A 3850-nucleotide genomic window follows, 5' to 3' on the forward strand; every position below is an offset into this window, starting at 1 on the left:
ACACGGTGTTGCCCACCGTGCCGTCGGCCAGCACGGTGAACGTGGCGTCGATGGCCTCGGAGAGTCCGGCGCCGATAGGCCCGACCGCGAAGTCGGCCCAGCCCGCCCCTGAATCGTCAGCCGTCGGATCGGCGGAGTCGAGGGCCAGCTCTGCCGCGTCCCATGTATCGGACACGGTGACGTCGCTGGACGCCGCGCCACCGTCGTTGGTGACCGTGATGCGGTAGCCGACCAGAGACCCCACCACTGCCGTGGTGTCACCGCTCGTCACGACCTTGGTCACCGTCAGATGCGCGTCGTTGGCCGGGGTCACGGTAATCGACACGGTCACGAGATTCGAGAGCGCGGCGCCGTCATCGGCGCGGTAGGTGAACGAGTCCGAGCCGCTCCAGTCGAGATCCGGCACGTACGTGAAGCTGCCGTCGGCGTTCAGCGTCAGCGCCCCGTTGGCGACGTCATCGGCCAGTACCGCCGTCAGCGGATCGCCATCGACGTCGGTGTCGTTGCCGAGCACGCCCGGGGCCGCGACCGTCAGCGTGATGCCCTCGGCCGTGGTGTACGAGTCGCCCACCGCCACCGGTGCGTCATTGACCGGCGTGACGGTGATGTCGACCGTGACGACGTTGGAGTCCGCCGTGCCGTCATTCGCGTGATACGTGAAGCTGTCGCTACCGTTCCAGTCCGCGTCCGGCACGTAGGTGAACGAGCCGTCGGCGTTCAGCGTGAGCGTCCCGTTCGACACGTCGGCGTCGAGCACCGCGTCGAGCGGATCGCCGTCCACGTCCGAGTCGTTGGCGAGCACACCCGGCGCGGCGACAGTCAGCGTCGTGTCCTCGGCGGTGGTGTACGAGTCGCCCACCGCGACCGGGGCGTCGTTGACAGCATCGACCGCGATGTCGACGGTCGCGACGTTCGAATCCGCCTCACCGTCGTTCGCGACGTACGTGAACGAATCGGGGCCGTTGTAGTCGGCGTCCGACGTGTACGTGAACGAGCCGTCGGCGTTGAGCGCCAGCGTACCGTGCGTCGGCAGGTCGACTACGAACGCGGAGAGCGGATCGCCGTCGATGTCCGTGTCGTTGCCGAGTACACCGGGCGCACCGACGACGAGCGGTGTGTCCTCATCCGTGGTGAAGGTGTCGTCCACGGCGACCGGCGCGTCATTGACCGGGTCGACGGTGATCGTGACCGTCGCGTTGTTGGAGTCCACCACGCCGTCGTTCGCCCGATAGGTGAACGTGTCCGTGCCGTACCAGTCCGCGTCCGGCGTGTAGGTGAAGCCGCCGTCCGCGTTGAGCGCGAGCGTGCCGTGCATCGGGTCGTCGACCGTCACGGCGGTCAGCGCATCGCCATCGATGTCGATGTCGTTGCCGAGTACGCCGGGCGCCGCGATGACGAGCGGCGTGTCCTCATCGGTGGTGAAGATGTCGTCCACGGCGACCGGCGCGTCATTGACCGGATCGACGGTGATGTCGACCGTCGCGAGGTTCGAGTCGGCCGTGCCGTCGTTCGCGACGTAGGTGAACGAGTCGGGGCCGTTGTAGTCGGGATCAGGGACGTAGATGAAGCTGCCGTCAGGCGACAGAACGAGCGTCCCGTGATCCACATCGTCGACCAGAGTCGCCGTGAGCGGATCGCCCTCGACGTCCGTGTCGTTGCCGAGGACACCCGGGCTGCCGACCACGAGGAAGCCGTCCTCGTCCACGGAGTACGCGTCGTCGGCCGCGACCGGGGCGTCGTTGACCGGATCGACGGTGATGTCGACCGTCGCGAGATTCGAATCGACCGTGCCGTCGTTCGCGTGGTAGGTGAACGAGTCGCTGCCGTTCCAGTCCGCATCCGGCACGTAGGTGAAGCCGCCGTCGGCGTCCAGGGTCAGCGTGCCGTGCGCCGGCAGGTCGACCACGAACGCGGAGAGCGGGTCGCCTTCGACGTCCGTGTCGTTGCCGAGCACGCCCAGTGCCGCGATGACGAGCGGCGTATCCTCGTCGGTCGAGTACGCGTCGTCGGCCGCAACGGGGGCGTCGTTCACGGCGTCGACCGTGATGTCTACGGTGGCAACATTGGACAGGTCGGCGCCGTCGTCGGCCTGGTAGGTGAACGAGTCGGGGCCGTTGTAGTCCGCGTCAGGTGTGTACGTGAAGCTGCCGTCGCCGTTGAGGGTGAGCGTGCCGTGGGTGGGACCGAGGACGAGCACCGCCGTCAGTGGGTCCCCGTCGATGTCGGTGTCGTTGCCGAGTACTCCCGGCGCCGCGACAGTGAGCGCCGTGTCCTCGTCGGTCGAGTAGGCATCATCGACCGCGACCGGAGCATCGTTCACAGCGCCGACGGTGATGTCGACCGTGGCAAGGTTCGAATCCACGGTGCCGTCGTTGGCGCGGTAGGTGAACGAGTCCGGGCCGTTGTAGTCCGCGTCAGGCGTGTACTCGAACGACCCGTCGGCGCTCAAGGTCAGCGCGCCGTGCGCCGGCGAGTCGACAACGACGGCCAAGAGCATGTCGCCATCCGCATCCGTGTCGTTGCCGAGCACGCCCGGTGCCGCGATCATCAGCGGCGTATCCTCGTCGGTCGAGTATGCGTCGTCATTCGCGACCGGCGCGTCGTTCACGGGCGTGACGGTGATATCGACCGTGACGATGTTCGAGTCGGCCGTGCCGTCGTTGGCGTGGTAGGTGAAGCTGTCGCTGCCGTTCCAGTCCGCATCCGGCACGTACACGAACGACCCATCCGAGTTCAGGGTGAGTGTGCCGTTGGACACGCCGGAGTCGAGCACGGCGTCGAGCGGATCGCCGTCGACGTCCGTGTCGTTCACGAGCACGCCCGGTGCGCCGACCGTGAGCGTCGTGTCCTCGGCCGTCGAGTAGGAGTCCGCGACCGCCACCGGGGCGTCGTTCACAGGCGTGACGGTAATCGTGACTGTGGCGATGTTCGAGAGATTGAGCGTGTCGTCGGCCTGGTAGGTGAAGGAGTCCGTACCGCTCCAATCCGCGTCGGGCACGTACTCGAACGACCCGTCCGCGAACAGGATGAGCGCACCGTTGCTCGGACCGCTGATGAGCGACGCGAACAGCGGATCGGACTCGGGATCCGTGTCGTTGGCCAGCACGCCTGGCGCGGCGACCGTGAGCGTGGTGTCCTCGTCGGTGGTATGGCTGTCGTCCACGGCGGTCGGCGGATCGTTCACGGGGCCGACCCAGAGGATGACGGTCGCGACGTTGGAGTCGTCCACGCCGTCGAAAGCGTGATAGGTGAACGAGTCGAAGCCGCTGAAGCCCGTGTCCGGGATGTACTCGAACGAGCCGTCGGCGTTGAGCGTCAGCGTGCCGTCGGATACATCCGTGTCGAGGACCGCATCGAGCGGATCGCCGTCGACGTCGGTGTCGTTCACGAGCACACCCGGAGCGGCGACTGTGAGCGTCGTGTCCTCGGTCGTCGAGTAGGAGTCGCCTGTCGCCACCGGGGCGTCGTTGACCGGGGTGACGGTGATGTCGACGGTGACCACGTTGGAGTCGGCCGTGCCGTCGTTCGCGTGGTAGGTGAACGAATCGGAGCCGTTCCAGTCCGCGTCCGGCACGTAGGTGAAGCTGCCGTCGGCGTTCAGGGTGAGCGTCCCGTTCGACACGTCCGTGTCGAGCACCGCGTCGAGCGGATCGCCGTCGACGTCCGTGTCGTTGGTCAAGACACCCGGAGCCGCGATCGTGAGCGTGGTGTCCTCGGCGGTGCTGTAGGAGTCACCCACAGCCACCGGGGCGTCGTTGACCGGGGTCACCGTGATGTCGACGGTGACCACGTTCGAGTCGGCGGTGCCGTCGTTGGCGTGGTAGGTGAAGCTGTCGGAGCCGTTCCAGTC

1 protein-coding gene is annotated in these 3850 nt (G+C 67.1%); it reads right to left on the reverse strand.

The genetic code is table 11. The features are described from left to right. On the reverse strand, positions 1-3850 hold a 3850-nt coding region (locus FDZ70_07495), incomplete at both ends, for a tandem-95 repeat protein (protein TLM73962.1).

Source organism: Actinomycetota bacterium (assembly GCA_005774595.1).
Taxonomy (GTDB): domain Bacteria; phylum Actinomycetota; class Coriobacteriia; order Anaerosomatales; family D1FN1-002; genus D1FN1-002.